Here is a 17,309-nt window from a genome sequence, read left to right as displayed (position 1 = left end):
GCGAACATCCGGGATGGCAGAGGCAAAATCCGCCGCGCCCCGCAGGGGTTTCGCCAAAATTGCCCATTTCTGCGTTAAGAGAGCTTGAAATAGCTGGCTATTCCTGCGCTCTCTTGCCTGGAACTGAGCAATTTTGGACTGAAACGGGTGGGCGACAATGAATGTCAACACGACCTAAGGCTCCGAGGGCCGTCAAAGCCCCTGTCAGCGCCCCCGCGCCCAGCGGTTCTTGCTGCGCAGGATCGGCAGGTGGATGGCGATGCGCAGGGTGCAAAAGGCGGCAAAACCCAGCGGGTCGGCCAGGGCGCGGCGCCACAGCGGCACAGCGCCTGCGCCGGGATCATCGTTTGCGATCAGCGCCGGAAAGCGGCTTTCGATCTCGGCCACGCCCAGGTCCTGCCTGCGCCGGACCTGCACCAGCCGCGCAAAGCCTTCGACCATGGGCCAGTCATAGGTCGCGGGCACGGCGACGCGTTCGTCGGGGGTGAAATTCAGCCGCGCATAGGTGTCATCCGAGATGATGTCCGGCCAGTCCCCCCAACGGGCCCTGCCCGCCCGGTTCATGGCAAAGACGCCAAAGCCCGGCACACCGCGCGTCATGAAGGGTGTTGTCAGCCAGAACCTTGTGTAGGGTCCGGTGACCCCGCCGCCGCGCAGCGTCACATGTGGCTTCCCGCTGGCGTAGCGCGGCGCATCCACGTCCAGCACTTCGGCCAGTTGCGCAATCAGCGGCGGTGACACGATCACATCCGCATCGAGATAGATCAGCACCCTGCCTGCCGCCGCAGCCTCGCCCGCGTTCAGCGCGCCCAGCTTGTTGCCCTCGGCCCGTTCCAGCACCTGCAGATGCCAGCCCTTCAACCCGGCCTTTTCGGCAAAGCCGCGGGCAATCTCTGCGGTGTCATCGGTGCAGCCATTGGCGATCACGATCACCTCCACGCCGCCCGCGACCTCCTCCGAGGCCAGCAAGGCCCCCATACATGCGGCCAGATAGGCGGCCTCGTCATGGGCCGGGATCAGGATGCTGGTACGGGTCACTGGAAGGCCACCAGCGCATCCCAACGCGGATTGTCGTCATCCAGATGGCGCAGCGCCCCCCAGGAGCCCCATTTTGTCGGGGCATAGACATCGGAATAGGCGTTGAACAACTGCCCGCCCAGGGCTTTCCACCCCTCCAGCAAGGTGGTGTAGAGCGCGCCCATCTGCGGCGCATAGTTCAGCGCCTGAAAGAAGGCCGTCAGTTCCGCGTCATCGACCATCGCGCCGATGCCCACCACATGGCTGCCGCCCTCGTACATGATCAGGTCCAGCCCATGCGCCTGGGCCACCTGCGCGTGATAGGGCCAGACGCGGGTGATCAGATCACCGACCGTATCGGCAGCGTCACCGCTGACCGCCCCGTCGCGCAATTCGCGCCCTGCCAGTTCAAAGGCAAAATCGAAACGGTGCCCGGTGATATAATCCTCTGCCGCCGTGCCGGTCAGACCTTCTGCCTTGGCGGCGGCTGCGGCCCGTGTCCGGCTTTCTGCCAGCCATGTGCGGACCATCGGCGCGCGTTCCGCCGTACCAAACCCGCCCGCGAAATAGCCCGAGACCGCATAGGCGTCAAAAGCCTCTGCCGGGGCTGGCAGCCCTTCTGCCACCGCCAGCGGGGCGGTCAGCGCCTCGGTCTCCAGCCCCAGCCAGCCGGTCTGGCTGGAGATCACATTGACCAGCCGCGCGCGGTCTTCCCCGGCAAAGACCCCGGACCAGATCCGCGCCACCTCTGCCGCGCGCAGCCCGTAGAACTGCATCCACTTGTCCTGCGCGTTCCAGCGCGCGCGGGCCTGCACATCGGCCCAGCGGGCCTGTTCGAACTGCCAGTTCCAGACCTCGTTGGAGAATTCCACATAGACCTTCAGCGCGGGATCGAGCCTGTCTTTCACCAGTTCCGCGAACTGGCGCAGGAAATCATCATCCGCCAGATGCGGCATGTTCACCCAGATGTCGGTCTCAAGCTCATTGGCAAGCTGCACCATCACCTCGACCGGGACACCGCCCGCCCAGGTCACATCGCCGGGCAAGGGGCGGTCCGCCCATGTGGCCAGCGCGGAATCATTGGTCTCCATCCAGTCCATCATGCGCAACGCGCTGAACTGGCCGATCCGCGCCGTCCAGGCCGGGTTGAACAGCTGCCCGGCGGCGTGGCGTTTCAGGTTCTCGACCTTGACGACGGAAATGTCATGCGGCGGGTCGGAGGTGTTGATCCGCTGGATCCGGATGTCCACGCTGCCGGGACCGGGGGTATAGTCAAAACTCACTTCGCCCTTGCCATAGCGCACGTTTTCCGCGCGTCCCGTCACCTCGATCACGCCCTTGCCGTCAAAGGCCAGACGATACCGCCCCTTGAGCGATGCGGCCTCCGGCGGCATGTCGGTCAGGATCAGGGTGCCGATCGAGCTGAGGCTGCGGGGCAGCCGGATCGGCCAGCCGTTTTCATCCAGATGCCCGCCCGCCAGCAGCTCGGCGTATTCCATGCCCCCGAAGCGGCCGGGTTCATGGCCCAGCCAGGGCCGCGCCGTCTTCATCAGGTCTATGAACGGGACCTGGGTGCTCCAGTCCGTGACGGCGGCAAGGCCGATGGCCACCCGGTTGGTGCCTTCGACCGCCCCCTGCGCTGCCGCGACCAGATCGGCGGCAGGTGCCTCTGGCAGAACCGGCGGGCCGGTGGGGGCCGCAGGGGCGGTGCTGGCCCGCGCCTGCCCGTTGGCCGGGGGCACCGGTGCCACCACCCCGCCGCCATAAGCCTGCACGGCCTCATAGGCCACACGCTGCAGCTGGCGGGCCAGATCCGCGTCCGGCGTATCGAAGGGTTGCCCCCAGCGGTCGTTGAAATCCACCGGCAGGCCCAGCGGGTCCTGCCCGGTCAGCGTGGCATATTGCACCATGGCGACAAAGTAATGGCCCATGTCGTTCAGGTGGATGTCATCGGCAAAGAGCGCGGAAATATCCGAAAGCCCCGGTATCCGCCCTGCCGCGATCTCATCATGCAGACGCGCCATCGCCTGACCGGCGGGGATCAGCCCGACCTGCGCACTGTCCGACCGGGTGGCGGCGGCAACCTGTGCCACGATCTCCTCCCAGAGCGGCAGATCCTGATCCAGCCGCTCCCGCCAGGGCGTGCCGCCCCCTTCGTCGTGATCGACTGCCGCGCCTGTCCCGCTTTTCAGCGAATGCCAGGTTTCCTGCACGTAGATATGCACATCCGGATTGGCCGAGGCCGCAAGCCCGGCAAAGGCCTGGGCATAGACATAGGTATCTGACCATTTCACATGGTTTGCCAGGGGGATCGCCTCGGTCAGGATCAGGTGGGTGGTGCCGCCCTCCGGCAGGACAGAGCGCGCGTCGATCCCTTCGGCATTGGCGGATTCGTCCCAATTGTATTTCAGCGGCGCGCCGTTGATGATCTGGGCGCGCACAATGCCCTGGCCCATGCCTGCGCGCAGGGACTCCTGCAGCATGTCCGGCCCATCGGAGCCGAACAGGCTGTGGCCGACCATCACGACCGATGCGGCAACCCCGAGCAGGCTCATGCCGCCACCCCGGTTTCGGGATGGCGCGCGATGACCTGCCAGACAACCGCCTGCATCGCGGCGGCGGCATCCGGTGAGGGGGCCAAAGCCCGCGACCCGTCGGCGCGCATCAGTTCATGCGGCAGGCCGCGCGGATCGCGGTGATAGAGAACGGCATAATGGGTCAGCGCCACCAGATAGGCCCCCAGATCATTGAAATGAATGGTATCCGGCGTGCCATCGGCCCGTTTGGTAAAGAGGTCGAACAGGCTGGTGATGCCGCCGAGGCTGCCTGCGGCCTCAACCTCGCGCACAAAGGCCGCCATGACCTGACCGGCGGGGATCAAGTGGATCGGCGCATCGGTCGCGGCCAGCGCGGGGTATTTGACCCGGCCCTGCCAGAATTTGCGCAGATCCCGGTCGATGCGCAGCAGCCAGCCATTGCCATCGTCGGTGTGATGCCATGTCTCGTAAAGGTAGATCCGCGTCTGCGGATTCGCATCCCAGGCCAGCCCGGCCCAGCGGGCGAGATAGGCCGCCGCATCGTGATAGCGGATCGCATCGCGGATCTCGACCATCTCGGTCAGCACCAGGGCGTCATAGCTGCCGCTGGCCAGCGCCTGTTTCGCGGGGCGAAACCGGTCATGGGCGTTTTCCTCGGCAAAGCCGTTGATGGGCACGTCTTCCTCCCAATGGTCGCGCAGGGAGGTGCCCCAGCCCAGCTGCGAATGATAGCGGTGACCCGCCCCCGCAAGCTGCGCCAGCATCGCGGGCATGTCGCGCCCCACAAGGCTGTGACCCAGATGATAGACATTGAGCGCCGCATCGGGCGGGTTGAGCGGCACCGCATAAAGCGCCGCCGCCTCTGCCGCGCCCTGTCGCCGGTCGCGGGTCCGCAGATGCTGCCCTGCAGCCGCCGCCAGCGCGAGGGCTCCCAGCCCCGCTAGGGCAGTTCGGCGCGTGGCGGGTTTCATCGGGTCAGGCTCCTTCGCCGTCACGTTGCCCAATCGCAACCCCGGTGACAAGATGCCCGGCCACTTCGGCAAAGCGCCCCGGCAGGCTCTCGCCGATGGCGAAGGGGCCGATGGGCTGCAGGAAAGTCGCGTCGAAGCGGCCCCCGGCGACATCGAATGTCACATCCAGAACTTCAAAGCCAAAGAGCTGGCCCGTCAGCGGAAACTGCGCCTTGTAGGCGGCTTCCTTGGCGGCAAAGATCATCAGGCCAAGGCGCGGCAGCGCAATATCGGCGTGACGCGATATTTCTTTTTCAGAACAGATAATTGGAATGATATCTTCATCCAGTCTGTGAAGCTGTTCGGCATCGAGGCCCAGCGATCTGAGGCTGTTTGACACAACTGCCAGGCAAAGCTGATCGGTATGGGTGATGCTGCCCGCCAGCCCCGGTGGCCAGTCCGGCGCGCGGTTGGCCCGAACCGGAACCGCCCTTGCGGGCAAACCGGCATCCTGCATCGCGATCCGCGCGGCGGCACGGCCGGCTGCGAATTCATTGCGGCGTGCGGGAATTGCCCCGGTCATGGCCTCCGCCTCCCCGGGCCAGACCGGGGGTTGCGGCAGGCCGGGATCGGTCAGGCCAAGGCCCAGGGGCACATCGAACAGGCCGCGCACTGCCTGTTCAATTGCCGTGGCATCAGGCATCCATTTTGCGCCGCCCCGCCCGCATCGCCCGACGTTTCTGAACGATATCAGCGGTTTCGGGCGAAAGAACCGGCAGCGTCGGGCGCATCTCCGCGCCCTGCCGCGCCTCTGTACCCGGCTGTTTTACCGGGCGTCTGCGCCTTGTGCCACCCTTGGCCCTGTCCAGATGCCCGGCCAGCGCCCCAAGGGTCGGGAAGCGGAAGATATCGGTGATCGACAGCGCCACGCCGCCCAGTGCCGCCTTGATGTCGCGGTGCGCCTGCACCGCCAGCAGGGAATGCCCGCCGAGGGAAAAGAAATTGTCCTCCGCCCGGATGTCCGCAACACCCAGGAGCCCGGTCCAGACCTCTGCGATGCGCTGGATCGTCTCTTCGCTGCCCTGCGGCGCGGTCTCCTCGGCCAGAGCCGGCCCCGGCGTTCCGGGCCGGGGCGCTGCGGCCCGGGCCTTGGCCTTGGGCGCGGGCAAGGCCTTGCGGTCGATTTTCTTGTTGGGGGTCAAGGGCATGGCGTTCAGTCCGACGATGGCACTTGGGACCATGATGGCAGGCAGATCCTGTGTCAACACGGCCTTGGCCTCGGCCTCCGTCACGGCGTTTCCCGGCGTGACATAGCCGACCAGCTGCGCACCACCGGGGCCATCGCGCGCGATCACAACCGCCTGGGTGACGCCCGGCAGGCCCGCCAGACGCGCTTCGATCTCGCCCAGTTCGATGCGGTGACCGCGTATCTTGACCTGCGCATCGGCGCGGCCTGCGAAATGCAGGCAGCCGCGCGCGTCCCAGGAGACCACATCGCCGGTACGGTAGAGCCTGCCGGCGCCGAAGGGATTGTCCACGAACCGCTCTGCCGTCATCTCTTTCCGGTGCCAGTAGCCGAGGGTGACACCATCACCCCCGATCCACAATTCTCCCGCAACACCAACAGGTTGCGGCACCATCTTGTCATCCAGGATGAAGGCCTGTGTATTGGCGATGGGGGTCCCGATGGGGGCCGTCACCTCCGTTGCATCCGCCACCATCTGCGTGGTCGACCAGATCGTCGTTTCGGTGGGGCCATACATGTTCTGGATGCTGGCCTGGGTATGCGATTGCAGCGCGGCGACCAGCGTAGCGGGCAAGGCCTCCCCCCCGATCATCAGCTGGGTGACCCCGGCCAGCGCCTGCTGCGCCTCCTCGTTGATGACCAGCATCTGCGCCATCGAGGGGGTGCATTGCAGATGTGTCACCCCGTGGCGCTGGATCTGTGCGGCGATGGAGAAATCATCCGCCGCCAGTTCGGTCCCGCGATTGGCCTCGGCCAGCACCTGCGCCAGCGGTTTCAGCCCTTCCAGCACATCCCGGACGGGAATGCCGTAGTCGATCAGGCAGGCAACCTCGTCCACGCCGATGGATTTGAGCTGTTCGGTGCGGGCAAGCCCATCTGCCACGGTGCCGAACATGCCGCTGTCGTTGAAATAGCGCTGGAATGCGAATTCCAGGATCGCGTCCATTTCCTCGTCGGAGAGACCTTCAAGGTTGACGTCAAAGGGGTTGGTCGCGCCTTCAGGCTTTTTGAAGGCGGGGAAGGCCCAGGCGTATTGCTTGATCAACCCGGCGGCGGAGCGCAGGTAATCCTTCATCGGTTCGCGCGCGACCGCTTCGGCCGCTTCGCGGGTTTCGGCCAGATAGGTGTGCAACATCACCGTGACCTTGAAATCCGCCGGGTCATGACCCGCCTCGCGCAGGGCGGCGTGGTAGATTTCGATCTTGCCGGCGACTTCATCGACCGATTGGCCCAGCAGGTGGGTCAGCACATTGGCGCCAATCTCGCCCGCTTCTTTCCAGGTCTGCGGGTTACCGGCGGTGGTGACCCAGATCGGCAGCCTGGCCGAGACCGGACGCGGCTGGGTGATGACGGCGTGGGGCGTGCCGTCTTTCTTTGGGAATTCAACCGCTTCCCCGGCCCAGAGCTTGCGCAGCTGGTCGATGGCCGCATACATCGCGGGCTTGTTTTCAGGCGGTGTGTTTTCGGGGCGCAGGACAAAATCGTCCGGCTGCCAGCCGCTGGCAATGGCCAGCCCGACGCGCCCGTTGGTCAGGTTGTCGATCACCGCCCATTCCTCGGCGATGCGGGCGGGATGGTGCAGCGGGGCGACGCAGGACCCGGCCCGGATGGCAAGGTTCGAGGTCACCGCAGCGACCGCAGCGCCGGTGACCGAAGGGTTCGGATAGGGGCCGCCAAAGGCGTGGAAATGCCGCTCCGGCGTCCAGACGGCATTGAAGCCATGGGCATCGGCGAATTTCGCGCCTTCCAGCAGCAGCTCGTATTTGGCGGGTCCGACGCCATCGTCATTGCCCCAGTAGAAGATGTTGAAATCAATCGGCTGGGCGGACCGGGCAAGCGGGCCGTTCGACACCAGCGTGCGGCTTTCGTCGCCGGTCAGCACCAGTTTCACGCCGCGCGAGATTGTCCAGAACAGCTCAAGCACCGAGATGTCGAAGGAGAGCGAGGTGACTGCCAGCCAGACGGAATTGCTGTCATGGTCGATGCGGTCATCCATCCCGGCAAAGAAGTTGGCGACATTGCCGTGACTGACCATTACCCCCTTGGGCGTGCCGGTGGAGCCGGAGGTATAGATCAGATAGGCCAGATCCTCCGGCGTGGCGCTTGCATCGGGGTTGTGGCCGGACATGGCCGCATGATCCGCATCAACCATCACGATTTTTGATTCGTTTTCAGGCAATTGCGCGGCGATCTTCACCTGCGTCACGATCAGTGGCGCGGCGCTGTCGGTGATGTAATGGGCGATGCGGTCAGCCGGATATGCCGGGTCCAGCGGCACATAGGCGCCGCCCGATTTCAGGATCGCCAGCGCCCCGATCATGAGGTCGGGCCCCCGCGTGCAGTAAAGCCCGATGGGCATGCCCGGCCCGGCCCCCTCGGCCAGCAGCGCATGGGCCAGCCGGTTCGCCGCCGCATTGAGTGCGGCATAGGTGAATGTCTGATCCTCGAACACCAGCGCGGTTGCATCGGGTGTGCGGGCCACCTGCGCCTCGAATGCGGCGTGGACGGTGGTGCGGTCATAGGCGCGGTCGGTGGCGTTCCAGCCGGTGAGCATCTGCGCGACCTCGGCCTCCGGCAGCGCCCAGAGCGCCCCGCAGGTGGCGGCATCGGGCAGCGCGGCAAAGGCGGTGTTCAGACGCTCGGCAATCAGGCGGGCCGCCTCCCCGGTCACCCGCGCGGCGTCGTAATGCAGCCTGCCGGACAGGCTGACCGTGAGGGCGGTTTGGGGGAGCAGCAGATCCTTGTCGGAGAGGCCAAGGTCGGGCATCGCGCCGGGGTCGATTTGCGGGTCGCGCAAGCCCAGGTCGGCGGCACAGCCGCCGCTCGCGCGCGCGCGGTCCATGCCCCTGGCGATGACCTCGGCAGCGGTTGCAAGCGGCGTATCATCCTCTGCCCTGACAGCAAGGGGCAGCCAGGGGGCCAGCAGCGGGCTTGTCCCTGCGGCCTCAACCGCCAGCGTCGCCGCCGCCTGGCCGGAAGCGCGCAGCGCGACAAGGGCCGCGGCGCAGGTGATCTGATCCCTGCTCAGGCTGCCGGTGGTCAGAGGCAGGGAGGCCGGTTGCACCGGGCCGGAGGGTGCCGCCGCCAGCAGCAGGTTCAGCGGTTCACTGCCCGCCAGAACCCCGCGCCAATGTGCCTCGTCCGCGACCGGCACATCCGGCAGGGACGGCACCGGCAGCACGTCCCCCACCTTCAGCCATTGGGTCAGGTCCAGGGGCGTGCCGTCAAAATCGCAAAACGCGCTCAGGCGCAGGGCCTGTGTTGCCGTGCCAAGGGTGATGGCGTTGCGGGACAGTTCCAGCACCGTGCCGGGGGCGGCGGTCTGGGCAGTGACCTCAAGCGCGCCGATCACCACAATGCTCTGTTCCAGCGCCAGTTTCGGCAGGCAGAGCGGGTTCCAGTATTCGCCGAAGTCCAGCCCCCGCACCAGCGCGGAGAGGTCGGCGGCAGGACGGGTCAGGTCCAGAACGCCCTGCCCCCGGGGCCGCTGGTCGCGGGCGAAATAGCTGCGCTGGGTGAGGTCCTGCGGCCTGCGCTCAAGCTGGTCCGCCTCAAGCTGCGACAGCACCGCGCCAAAACTTTCCATCCCGGCGGCGTAACATTTCGAATTGAGGGTGAAGGCGGTTTCATCCGAGGCGATGTCGATCATCTTTTGCGCCAGCAGGTCGCCCTCGTCCACGCCGCCTTCGATCACATGCCAGGAGACGCCATGGGTCGTCTCACCGTTGATGATGGCCCATGCAGGGGTGTTGAGCCCGGCATAGGCGGGCAATGGTCCGTCGTGGAAATTGATCGCGCCCTTTGCGGGCAGGGCCAGCACCGCCTCGGGGATCATCCGCAGGTTGGCAATGCTGAGCAGCCAGTCGGCGCTCACGTCTGCCGCCAGCAGGTCGCGGGGGGCGGTGAGCGTGGCAATCCCCTGCCCCTCGGCCCAGCCGCGCACAGTGGCATCGCGTGTGACAACGGCGGTGATGGCATGGCCCCCGGCAAGGATCATGTCGCCACAGGCGATGGTCAGGCTCTCATCCCCGATCAGGATGGCGCTGAAACCGGCGGGCTGGAAGGTGGCGGTCATGTTCTGTCCTCCGAAACGGGGCGTCGGGCTGTGGCTCTGCCGGATCCGCTGCGCAGGCCAAGCCCGTGCCGCGCGAGATCGCGGGTGAAGAAGGCGGGGTCCTGCGGGTTGCGGCCGGTCAGGGTGCAGCGCAGGGCGTGCAGCGCCGAACCGGTCAGCCGCGCGCCCCAGGCGGCAGCGGCATAGGCCCGGCCATGGGTCTTGATGAAATAATGGCGGCGCGAGGCGAACCAGTAGTCTGGCATGCGCTGCCATTCCTTCATGCCGGTGGAGACGGAGCCGATGTGGACCACCCTGGCCTCCGGCACATACCAGCAGGACCAGCCCGCGCGCGCGCCGCGCTTCATCAGGTCGGTTTCCTCGAAATAAAGAAAGAAGGTCTCATCGAACCTGCCGATCTCCTCCAGGGTCGCGGCGCGGATCATCACGCTGGCGCCCGCGGCCCAATCGACCCGGGTGGTCTTTTCCGGCAGCGGCGGGGCCACGATGGCATGGGCCAGCAGGCGCGAGACAGGGCCGAAGCGCACCGCCCCTTCGAATTCCCCGGCGATGGAGGGGAAGCGGAAGGCGGTGGTATGGGGCAGATCATCCTCGCCCCGCACATGGCTGGCGGCGAAGCCCGCGCGCGGATGGCGGGCCATATGGTCCAGCAGGGTTGCGATGCAGCCCGGATCGGGGAAGGCATCGGAATTCAGCAGATAGAAGAAATCCGGCGCGCTGCCGTCCGACATCTGCTCGGCCAGACCGATGTTGCAGCCCGCCCCGAAGCCGCCGTTGCGCCCCGACAGGATCAGGCGCACCCGCGCGCCCAGGTCCCAGTCGGCCAGCGCCTGTTCGAAAATGCCCATCGACCCGTCGCCGGAGGCATTGTCGACGATCACCAGTTCCGCCGTTTCCGGCATGTCGGCCAATGCCGCCTTTGCCGCGCGCAGGGTCATCTGCGGGGTGCGGTAGTTCAGCAGCACGACAAGCAAGCGGGGATCAGACATCATTCCGCCGCCGTCGCCCGGACATCATCATGTTGCACCAGCGCCGCTGCGATGACTTCGCGCAATTCCTGCGCCAGCACCGTCACATTCGGGGCCAGCACCATGCTGACGTGATCGCCCGGCACCTCGATGATCTCCATATGCGGGGCATATTTGCGCCAGTCGTTGTCCGCAAAGACATATTCGCGTTCGGCGCTGACCCAATTGCCCTTTGTCACCTGCCAGTGGAAATCCTGCGGCGGGCGGAACAGGGTCATCGGCCCGTCCCAGTCAGGTGTCTGATACTGGCCGACCGCGCCGAGGAAAGCCGCCTGAATCTTGTGGTTGTTGAACTCCGCGCCCGGTGCATCCTGACCGGGGCTGTGCAGGCCCTTGCGTTTCTCCATCTCCCAGGCCCAGCGGTTGCGCGCCCATTCGACCAGATATCCCGGCCCCTTGGCGCGCAGTTCCGCCAGTTTGATCAGCGCCTTGTCCATGCGGTTGAGCGAGGGGCGCACCGGCAGCGGCGTGTCGAGCATCGCCAGCACGGCAACCTCGTCTCCTGCGGCGCGCAGCTGCTGTGCCATTTCATAGGCGGTGATCCCGCCCCCGGAATAGCCCGCCAGAAGATAGGGGCCCTCGGGTTGCAGGCGTTTGATTTCGTTCAGGTAATCCTCTGCCGCCTCGGGGATTGTCGCATGGGGCGTGGTCTCTCCGATCAGGCCGCGGGCCTGGACGCCGATCACCCGGCGTTCGGCGCTGAAGGGCAGCGCCATATGCCGCAGGTTCAGCACGTTGCCGAACATCCCCGCCACCACGAAAAGCGGTGCCGCCTGTTTGTGGCCGCTCTGGTTCAGGGGCACGAGGAACTCGAACTTCTCCGGTGCCACGACCCCGTCGCCGGGACCGCCCGACACCTCTCCGGCGCCGCCGGTTTCCGCCGCGATCAGGGCGGCGCATTTTGCGATGGTCGGGGCCTCGAACAGGACCGAGATCGGGAATTCCACCTTGAAGGTGCGTTTGACACTGGCAAAGAGGCGCACGGCAATCAGCGAATGACCGCCAAGGTCAAAGAAACTGTCCTCGACCCCCACCGGGCTGACGCCCAGCAGGTTTTCCCACATCCCGGCCAGACGTTCCTCTATCCCGTTGCGGGGCGCGACATAGCTGCCGTCCAGATCCGGGCGTTCAAAGCTCTGGCCGCTTTTCACCGGGGTCACGGCGGGCACATCGGCCTGTGCCATCAGCGCTTGCAGCGGCAGCGAGGAGACCATGACCTGCGGGCGGTTCAGGGCAATCGCACGGCGCAGGGCCTCGGGCCCCTCGGCGGCGCGGATGCCCTGCGACACCAGATAGGCCAGCCGTTCCTCGGCGGCGGAAAGCGGCGTGTCGTCGCGGTTCTCGTCCTCAAAGCGGACTTCGGCGGCGGTCAGGGGCGTGGTGCCGAAGCCGCCCTCAAGGCGTTTCATCGCGAAATCGCGGACCTCGACCAGCACCTTGCCTGACGGGTCCGTCAGGGTGACGTCGAAACGGGCAAAACCGTCGCTGGCCTTGCCGGAGGCCAGCCGCACATGCGAGCGGATCTCTGCAGGCAGGCTGCCATGCACCCGGATCAGCCCATAGGAGACCGGGACCCAGAGATGGGTCGCGCCATAGCCCGGTACCAGCGATATGGCCCAGCCGGTTGCAAGGTCCATCAGCCCGGGATGCAGGAGATGCCCGGCTTTGAGGTCATCGCGCGCATCCTTTGGCAGGGCGAGTGTTGCCAGCCCCTCGCCCGCGCCAAGGGCGGTTTCGCGCAGGACGTGCCAGCGCGGACCAAAGGACAGATGCGCCTCCTGCGGGGAGACAAGGCGTGTCGCGCCCGGTTTTTGCACGGTGCCGCAGCGCGCGGAAATGGCTGCGAGGTCAAGGGCATGGGGCCGCGCCTCGGCCAGCGGGGCCAGATTGGCCTGGGCGTTCAATTGCCAGCCCTGCTTGCCGCCGAACAGGCAATCGCTGCGCATTTCGGCGCTGAAGCCCCGGCCACGGCCCTGAAGCGTGATCCGCATCTGGCGCGCATCGCCCTCGGCCACCGGCATGGCGCGCAGGAAATAGAGGTCTTCGATGTCAAAGGTCCTGAGCCCCTGCGCCGCCGCCGCTTCGGCCAGCAGTTCGATGTAGCCGGTGCCGGGCAGGATCGCCTGCCCGTCCCGGGTGCGGTGCTGGTCGAGCAGCCAGTGGTCGGTGCCCAGCGGGGCGGTGAACACCGGATCGCCGCCCGCATCCGCGCCGGCGGTGCTGATCAGCGCCGCCTCCACGGGGCGCGGTGGCAGCACGTCGCTGGCCGCACCCGGCAGGGCATTGGCCGCCATGCCGACATCCGACCAGATGCCCCAGTTCACCGCCACAACCCGGGTCTTGCCGCCCCGCCGCGCGGCGGCAAAGGCGTTGAGCCAGGCGTTTGCGGCAACGTAATCGACCTGCCCCGCCGAGCGGGTCGCGGTCGAGGTCGAGGAGAACAGCACCAGCAGTTCCAGCGCGCCATCGGGCAGCAGCTGATCCAGCACCCGCAGCCCCTGCACCTTGGGTGACAGCACCGCATCCATCTGCGCATCGCTCTTGCCCAGCATCGGGGCATCATCCAGCACGCCGGCGGCATGGATCACACCGGTCAGCCCGCCGTGCCGCGCCGTCAGATCGTCGATGACGCGGCGCATCTGGGCCAAGTTGGCCACATCGCCGCCCGCCACTTCGACGCTGCCGCCTTTGGCTTTTGCGATCGCTTCCAGACGCATCACCGCCTGCATCCGCCGCGCGCTGCGGTCGGCGGTGCCGTTTCTGGCGATATGGGCCTGCCAGGCCGCGCGTTCGGGCATGGGCTCGCGTGCCAGCAGCACCACATTGGCCCCATGCCGGGTCAGGATATCCGCCGCCAACGTCTGGCCGATCCCGCCGAAACCGCCGGTGATCAGATAGGTGCCACCATCGCGGAAATGCGCCGTCTCCGCCGGGGTCAGCGGCAGGGGTTTATAACCCATCTCGAACCGCTTTTCGCCCCGGAAGGCACCGATGCGGTTGGCGGGCGTGGCCATCAGATCCTCGATCAGCCGGTTGGTGAGGTCAGGCGGCGCAACCGCCGGGACGGATCTGGCAAACCACCCTGCCCGCGCAATCACGGGCTGCACCGCTTCAAGGTCGATCTGTGTCGCGGTGACACCGGGCACCTCGCGGGTGATCACGCCAACCGGGCCGGACACCAGCGCCTTTTCGGGATGCGGCAGGGCTTCATCCGTCACCTGTGCCGCACCAGTGGTAAAGACGCTCAGATGCAGGGGCGCGTCGATGCCTGCCTCGGTGATGGCCTGGGCCAGCCAGGTCAGGCTCCAGAAACCCTGTTCGATGTTGCGGTCAAAGGTGCTGGAGCCGGGGCGCGGGGCCACCTGATCGTCGGTCAGCCAGAAATGCGCGATCCGGTCGGGCATCCGCCCGGCCTCGCGCAGGGTAGCGATCAGCTGGTCATAGCCTGCCCGCCCCTGTTCGGCGGCAAGGGTAAAACTGTCTTCGCCGGTCTTGGCAAAGGCATCGCCCGCCCGGACCGTGACAACCCTGTGGCCGGCTTCGCGCAGCTTTGTGCGCAGCGGGGCGGAAAGCCCGGCCTCATCCGCGAAGAACAGCCAGGTCAGCGGCGTTGCCGCAAGATCGTCCAGGGCATCGACCGCCACATCGGCAAAGGCAGGCCGCCATGTGGGCACCGCCCCCCAATCGGCAATGTCATCGGCCCGTGTCAGCACGGGCGCGGGTGCGGCGCTGACCGCCTTGCCCGGTTCGATGAAAAAGCGGGCGCGCTGGAACTGATAGGTCGGCAGCAGCACCCGGTTGCGCCGCGCCCCGCCCCAGATCTGCGACCAGTCGGCAGTGACGCCGCAGGCCCAGAGCCGCGCGAAAACGGAGATGAAATAGACATCATCGGCGATTTTCTGTTCGGGGTGCCGCAGCGATGACATCACCTGCCCCACGCCGACATCGGGATGCATCATCGCAAGCGAGGACAGCGCCTTGCCGGGGCCGACCTCCAGATAGACCCGTTTGCGCGCGGCGCTCAGCGTGCTGATGCAATCGGCGAAATTCACCGTATTGCGCAGCTGCGCGACCCAGTAATCGGGGTCGGTGGCCTGTGCGGCGGTGATCATCTCGCCCGTGCGGTTGGAGGCAAAGGGCATCTGCGGCGCCTGCAGGTTCAGGCCCGCAAGGAAGGCGCGGTAGCGATCCAGGATACCCTCCAGCATCCGGCTGTGCGCGGCGATGTCGATGGCGATGCGCCGGTGGTCCAGCCCGGCACCGGTCAGCCGCTGCTGCATGGCATCCAGCGCCGCCTGCGGGCCGGAGACGGCAATAAGCTCTGCCGCGTTCACCGATGCGATGTCCAGATCGTCACCCAGCAGCGGTTCGATCACCGCCAGCGGGGCCGAGATCGACAGCATGCCACCTGCGGGCACCTCGTCGAACAATCGTCCGCGCAGCAGGACCAGGTCGATCAGGTTCTCGAATGTCATCACCCCTGCCAGACAGGCCGCGACGTTCTCGCCCATGGAATGGCCCACCATGGCGGCGGGTTTCACGCCCCAGGACATCCAGAGCCGCGCCAGCGCATATTCGGTGATGGCGATCAGCGGCAATTGCACGGAAGGTTTTTTCAGCGTCTCGTCGGCGGCCTGCAGCTGAGCGGCCTCGGGCAGCCAGAGCGCGCGGATGTCATAATCCAGTTGCGGCTGCAGATGCGCCAGACCCCGGTCCATCCACTCGGCAAAGACCGGCTCCGTCTCGTACAGATCGCGCGCCATGCCGGCATATTGCGCGCCGCCGCCGGGGAACATGAAGACCACTTCGGGGTTCTCGCCCAGCGCATCATGGGTAAAGACGCGGCGGCCATCGCCTGCCTCCAGCAGGTCGGCGGCCTGTGCCGCGGTTTCGGCCACCACCACCCTGCGCTTGTCAAAGGCGCGGCGGCCCTGTTTGAGCGTGAAGGCCACATCGGCCAGGGGCTGTTCCGGATGGGCGCGCAGATGGGCGACAAGGGCGGTGGTATTGGCATCCAGTGCCGCCTTGCTATGGCCCGAAATCACCAGCGGCTGGAACGGCCAGTCGCTGGCGTCCGAGGCGGCGCGTTCCGGTGCTTCCTCGATGATCGCATGGGCATTGGTGCCGCCCACGCCCAGCGCGTTGATCGCGGCGCGGCGCGGGGTGTCGCCGGCGGCCCAGTCGGTCAGCTGGTCGTTGACGCGGAAAGGGCTGCCCGCGAAGGGGATCGCGGGGTTTGGTGCCTCGTAGCCCAGGGAGGGCGGGATCTGCTTGTGATGCAGGGCCAGCGCGGCCTTGGCAAAGCCTGCGACCCCGGCGGCGGTATCCAGATGGCCGATGTTGGTCTTGACCGATCCGATGCGGCAGAAATCGGTGGCGTCGGTCTCGCTCCGGTAGGCTTCGGTCAGTGCCGCGACCTCGATCGGGTCACCCAGATAGGTGCCGGTGCCGTGGCATTCGACCATGCCGATGCTTTGCGCCGCGACACCTGCGGCATCCAGCGCCGCCGTGATTGCCGCCGTCTGGCCATCGACCGAGGGGGCCAGGTAGCCGGCCTTGGCCGCGCCATCGTTGTTCACCGCCGACCCCTTGATCACCGCCCAGATGTGATCGCCGTCCGCCACTGCATCGCTGAGCCTGCGCAGCGCCACGCAGCCCGCGCCGGAGCCGAAGACGGTGCCCTGCGCCCGGTGGTCGAAGGCATGGCAATGCCCGTCCGGCGACAGGATTTCGTTTTCCTTGAAGAGATACCCCCGCCCCTGCGGCAGTTCGATGGTGACACCGCCCGCCAGCGCCATGTCCACCTCGCCCGCGCGCAGGGCGGCACAGGCGTAGTGGATCGCGACCAGCGAGGTGGAACAGGCGGTTTGCAGATTGATCGACGGCCCCTTGAGGTCGAACACATGGCTGACGCGGGTGGACAGGAAATCCTTGTCGTTGCCGGTGTGGCGCAGCAGGAACATGCCCACATCGTCCACCAGATCGGGGTTGGAGCAGATGTTGAAATAGAAATAGCTGCCCATGCCGCAGCCCGCATAGACGCCGATGTCGCCGGGAATCGTTTCAGGCGGATGGCCCGCCTGTTCCATCGCTTCCCATGCCACTTCGAGGAACTTGCGGTGCTGGGGATCGAGAATGGCCGCATCCTTGGGGGAAAAGCCGAAGAAATCGGGATCGAATGTCTCGAATCCGTCCAGGACGGCGGCGGCTGGCACGTAGTTCTTGCGGGCGATGGTTTCGGGGCTTTCGCCCGCCTCCAGCAGCTCCTGCTCCGACAGGCGGCGGATGCTTTCCACCCCATCGCGCAGGTTCGCCCAATAGGCGTCAACACTGGCGGCACCGGGGACATTCACGGACATGCCGACAATGGCGATGTCGTCACCGGTCAGGCTGCGGTTTTTAGACGTGCTCATTTTCAAACTTCCCATACCTGAAAGCGCGACAGATCTGGGCCCC

7 protein-coding genes are annotated in these 17,309 nt (G+C 66.5%); all 7 read right to left on the bottom strand.

Going from position 1 to position 17,309, the window contains the following annotated elements; genetic code table 11:
- Positions 1-204: 204 nt before the first annotated feature.
- The 7 genes from O4H53_RS23490 to O4H53_RS23460 are packed head-to-tail and all read right to left on the bottom strand — an operon-like array spanning position 205 to position 17,266.
- Positions 205-1,038, bottom strand: a complete 834-nt coding sequence (locus O4H53_RS23490; protein ID WP_269367411.1) for a glycosyltransferase — start codon at positions 1,036-1,038, stop codon at positions 205-207.
- A complete protein-coding gene (locus tag O4H53_RS23485; protein ID WP_269367410.1) occupies positions 1,035-3,572 on the bottom strand; it encodes a hypothetical protein in 2,538 nt (845 codons plus the stop codon). The genes O4H53_RS23490 and O4H53_RS23485 overlap by 4 nt, the downstream gene beginning before the upstream one ends.
- Complete coding sequence (locus tag O4H53_RS23480) at positions 3,569-4,525, bottom strand: hypothetical protein (protein WP_269367409.1); 957 nt, start codon at positions 4,523-4,525, stop codon at positions 3,569-3,571. The genes O4H53_RS23485 and O4H53_RS23480 overlap by 4 nt, the downstream gene beginning before the upstream one ends.
- A 4-nt stretch (positions 4,526-4,529) precedes the next feature.
- Positions 4,530-5,207 (bottom strand): 4'-phosphopantetheinyl transferase family protein, encoded by a 678-nt coding sequence (locus O4H53_RS23475; protein ID WP_269367408.1) that lies wholly within the window; start codon positions 5,205-5,207, stop codon positions 4,530-4,532.
- Positions 5,200-9,825: a MupA/Atu3671 family FMN-dependent luciferase-like monooxygenase gene (locus tag O4H53_RS23470; RefSeq protein WP_269367407.1), complete on the bottom strand. Its 4,626-nt coding sequence runs from the start codon at positions 9,823-9,825 to the stop codon at positions 5,200-5,202. The genes O4H53_RS23475 and O4H53_RS23470 overlap by 8 nt, the downstream gene beginning before the upstream one ends.
- Positions 9,822-10,814 (bottom strand): glycosyltransferase family 2 protein, encoded by a 993-nt coding sequence (locus O4H53_RS23465; protein ID WP_269367406.1) that lies wholly within the window; start codon positions 10,812-10,814, stop codon positions 9,822-9,824. The genes O4H53_RS23470 and O4H53_RS23465 overlap by 4 nt, the downstream gene beginning before the upstream one ends.
- The gene (locus O4H53_RS23460) at positions 10,814-17,266 is read right to left on the bottom strand and encodes a type I polyketide synthase (RefSeq protein ID WP_269367405.1); all 6,453 of its coding nucleotides are present in this window, start codon (positions 17,264-17,266) and stop codon (positions 10,814-10,816) included. The genes O4H53_RS23465 and O4H53_RS23460 overlap by 1 nt, the downstream gene beginning before the upstream one ends.
- Between the last annotated feature and the right edge of the window lie 43 nt (positions 17,267-17,309).

Source organism: Sulfitobacter sp. G21635-S1 (genome assembly GCF_027213915.1).
In the GTDB taxonomy this organism is placed as follows: domain Bacteria; phylum Pseudomonadota; class Alphaproteobacteria; order Rhodobacterales; family Rhodobacteraceae; genus Sulfitobacter.
This window is presented reverse-complemented; position numbering and strand designations above follow the sequence as displayed.